At 56.8% G+C, this 3,642-nt stretch carries 4 protein-coding genes and 1 pseudogene; 1 reads left to right on the top strand and 4 read right to left on the bottom strand.

Features of this window, described 5'->3' with window-relative positions; translation table 11 throughout:
- Positions 1-600, bottom strand: a pseudogene (locus tag WBB85_RS00605) (IS66 family transposase); the annotation flags it as partial.
- A 292-nt stretch (positions 601-892) separates the two neighbouring features.
- Here WBB85_RS00605 and WBB85_RS00600 point away from each other — a divergent pair.
- Complete coding sequence (locus WBB85_RS00600) at positions 893-1,489, top strand: 4'-phosphopantetheinyl transferase family protein (protein ID WP_432636680.1); 597 nt, start codon at positions 893-895, stop codon at positions 1,487-1,489.
- A gap of 38 nt (positions 1,490-1,527) precedes the next feature.
- Here the strand turns inward: WBB85_RS00600 and WBB85_RS00595 are convergent, their stop codons facing one another.
- The 3 genes from WBB85_RS00595 to WBB85_RS00585 form a co-directional block, all read right to left on the bottom strand.
- Positions 1,528-2,451, bottom strand: coding sequence for a DMT family transporter (locus tag WBB85_RS00595; protein ID WP_432636679.1), 924 nt, complete (start codon positions 2,449-2,451; stop codon positions 1,528-1,530).
- A 205-nt stretch (positions 2,452-2,656) separates the two neighbouring features.
- Entirely contained in the window at positions 2,657-3,310 is a 654-nt protein-coding gene (locus WBB85_RS00590) for a DUF938 domain-containing protein (RefSeq protein WP_432636678.1), read from the bottom strand.
- A gap of 136 nt (positions 3,311-3,446) precedes the next feature.
- Positions 3,447-3,642: GNAT family N-acetyltransferase (locus WBB85_RS00585; protein WP_432636677.1), on the bottom strand; the 196-nt coding region annotated here is incomplete at its 5' end.

The following is a 3,642-nucleotide window of genomic DNA, read 5'->3' as shown; positions in this document are numbered from 1 at the left end:
GCTGAACGCGGTCTGCTGGAGGCAACCCTCGGGCGTCCTTTTGCACGGCATAAAGTTCGGCGATGCGGCAGATTGCCTCTTCGGCCACCTGCAGGCCCTGCGACTGGAACACGTCCACGAACTTGCGGCGGATGTGGGCCATGCAGGCACCCTCGTTGATCGCGCCGGAGCGATAGAGATTATTGAACCCGGCATAGCCATCGGCATGCATCCAGCCCTTGTAACTGGTCAGATGCGCCGAAGGATGCTCGCCTTTGCGGTTTGTCGTGAACTGATACCAAGCGGCAGGTAGATCACCTCCGCCCCAAGGCCGCTCATTGCGCACATAGGTCCAGACCCGCGCGGTGGCGCATTTGCCCTTCGTCTGCATCTTGATCGGGGTGTCATCTGCGAAGATAGCCTGACCGGCTTTGACATGACCGCCAATCGCATCTGCCAACGTTTCTAGAAGTGCGGTCGAACGGCCAACCCAGTCGGCCAGGGTCGAGCGATCCCCTCGCGGGCGTAGATTTGCGACTGGCGGTAAAGTGGGCAGTGATCCGCATGTTTTGATACCAACATATGCGTCAGCAGGCCAGGCCCCGGGCAACCGCGTTCCATTGCAACTCTCCTCTGCATTCCGGAACCGGATATCGGATTGGCAGGGACAGAATAGAGCCCCAGCAGTTTTGCGCCCAATTCTATTTCAGCTTCAACATGTTCAACGGGGATATACTTGCCGGATCTGACAGTTTCCGGTCCTCGACAAAGGTCGTCCCGTTGATGTTAGATGGCTTCCGTGGCTCTCGTTCCGCCCCTGATCACCTGGATTGACCTAGATGCCGGGTCCCGCATGCTTGCCCGGAGATATTCCTTGTTAAGCGGGGCGGAGCATGCCAGATCGGACGGGCTGGTGACAGAAACCCTGCGACGGCGCGCAAAGGCTGCACATGTCTTTCTGAGGTCGAGCCTTGCCAGTGTAACAAATCGCTGTCCGGCAGATATTGATATCCAGCGGCCAACAAAGGGAAAGCCTTATGTCGCGGGCGGGGCGCAGTTCAATCTGAGCCATTCCGGTGCTCTTGCTGTTTGCGTGCTGCATCCTGCAGTGGAAACAGGCATTGATGTTGAAATTGCGACCCGTGACATCAGCGAAGCCGGACTGCCCCAAAACCTGGTACCTGCGGAGCGTGTATCGCCGCCGGGGGACCGGTCTGCATGGCTGCGTCTGTGGGTGCGCAAGGAGGCAGTGATCAAAGCGCTTGGGCAGGGATTGCATGCGCATCTGCCCGCTTTTGACGTGGGCCATGCCATGGACCAATGTGATCACTGGCGGTGCCTGTCGCCTGAAAAGCATCCCCCGCTTTGCCTGTTTGCCACCCATCTGCCGTCAGGTGATCCTGTGGCAGTTGCGGTGGTCACTGATCAGCCCCCGGATACATCGCCCCGCATCATTGCTGCAGACAGTTCAGCGTTGATTGCCAAAGGGATGTTGCTTTGCAAAGAGTAAGAGGAAAGGGCGCGTGATACCCGCAACCTGATATCAGTCTAGGTTTCAGGCAGCCGTGATCGGCGGAACAAGGCTATTGGTCGCTTGATAATTTCCACCGCGATAAGCGTTCCGAGCACGATCATGCCAAGCGCAAACCATTCCATTTCGGTGGGCCATTCGGCAAGAATGGGGATCGCGGTCAAAAGCGTAAAGACCGGCATAAGCGCCAGGAACACCACGGCGCGGGCCGCGCCAAGCCGGGCAATGGCGCTTGAAAACAGGAAGATCGCCAGGATCGAGGTGACGACCCCCTGAAAGACAGCCTGCGTTGCAAGCTCCTCAATTGGGGCCTGTGCCAGACTGCTCGGCAGAAACAGCAGGTATATGGGAACAAACAGAACCGCCGAGAACACCGCAACGATTGACGCCGCATGCCATGCGGGGACACCGTATTTCTGGCTGGATAAGGTGTAGATCGCATAGACAAAGCCGCCCAACACATACAGCAGATCACCATAAAGCTGCGACGAATTGGTCGGCGCGAGGCCCTGCGCAAAGATTGTCGCGCATCCCACAAAGATAAACGCCAGACCAACGAGCCGGGTATAGGTGGGACGGGTACCAAGAAAGATCGCCGCGCCGATGGTCGAAAAGATGATATTGAAGCTGGGCACCACAAGGCCGCCATGGCCGGCGGGCGTATATTGCAGACCAATGACCGTGATCATGACATATGGCGCACCTGCACCTGTCATCAACAAGAGAGCGCCCCCAAGGCTGATGCCCTTGAGCCTGTACTTCAGGAACACCGGCAAAAGCAGAAGTCCGCTGACCGAAAAGCGGATGAAGACAATATCATATGGGTTCAGATTTGCCACCACGCTGAAACGCGAAATCGTCGGCCATATCCCCCAAAGCAGGGCAGCACCAACCCCCGCAAGAAGACCCATAAGCACCCCATTGTCCAACACCTTGCCCATTAAGCGGTCTTCCTGTTTTGCGGTTGTGTGATGTCAAGGTTTGGTTGGTTGCCGACGCGGAAAATCGACGTCTGGACGACACCAGAGCCATAGGGAAGAAGGTGCCGAACCAATGGCCCGTGATACCATCTTAAGTTGCTACATCTGATATGGCGTAAACCAAAGGGTGTCAATAAAGTCGTCGTCTGGCCACGTTGGTCGCGCCCTATTCGGGCAATTGGTACACCACCAGAAAGTTGTTTGCAGGCATGTCCTGAAGGGCTGTGCGGACCATGTCCAAACCTTCGGCGATTGCGTCAATATCCGCGATATCGCGCAATCCCCATTCCGGGTTCTGTTCGCGCAAATAATCGTTGAATTCTCGGTTGCTGTCCGTGTTGAAAACGCCGTTCAATGTGAAAGGCCCATATATACAAAGCACCCCGCCCGGCCCAAGAACCTGCGCTGCGCCGCTAAGCACCGCGCCTGAAACGGCTTTGGGTGCAACATGAAACAGATTGATTGCAACAATCACATTGGCGGACATGGCGTGCCAGTCCGTCTCGGTCACATTGAGATATCGAGGCGGCAGCAAATTGGGCAGTGACGCTTTCGACGCACGTGCCGCGATGCTTTCAAGCCGGGACGGGTCCATGTCCGTGGCTTGCCATGTCAGCCTGTCAAACCTTTCGGCAAACAGGCAGACGTGCTCTCCGGTGCCGCTGGCCAGTTCCAGAACATTGCCTTGTTCCGGCAGAAAACCGCCAAGCACATCCGCGATCACCTCGCGGTTTCGCAACGCCGCTGGCGCGCTGATTTCCCGAGAGTTTCCCGGCGAGGGCTGTTTCGGTTCATCTTTGCCAAATTCCAGGTTGCTCATAATCTATGCCAATCGTCCATCAAATTGCCGCGCGTTCCGAGTTCCACAAACCGTAACAAGGCGCGCTGATACTGGCCATCGGGAAACCCCCGGGAGGGATCGTTGCAGCGCAAAACACCTGTTCCACATCAACGGCCTATCCCGCACAGAGCAGAGTCATGTATATTGAGTTCGGATCCTCGAAATACCCTGCAAACGGCGGGCATTGTGCAAAACCGTGACGGCTGTACAAAGACACGGCAGGGGCAAAGAACGGGCCTGATCCGGTCTGAAGATAAAGTCTCTCGATCCCCGCTGAACGCGCGTCATCAATCAGATGCGCCAGCAAACGC

It is taken from the genome of Albidovulum sp., assembly GCF_049646345.1.
GTDB lineage: Bacteria > Pseudomonadota > Alphaproteobacteria > Rhodobacterales > Rhodobacteraceae > Albidovulum.
The sequence above is the reverse complement of the archived record's forward strand: the minus strand, read 5'-3'. Positions and strand labels throughout refer to the sequence as shown.

Coding starts and splice junctions, on each gene's coding strand:
- WBB85_RS00590 (WP_432636678.1), bottom strand. CDS start 3,310: ATGAGCAACCTGGAATTTGGCAAAGATGAACCGAAACAGCCCTCGCCG.
- WBB85_RS00595 (WP_432636679.1), bottom strand. CDS start 2,451: ATGGGCAAGGTGTTGGACAATGGGGTGCTTATGGGTCTTCTTGCGGGG.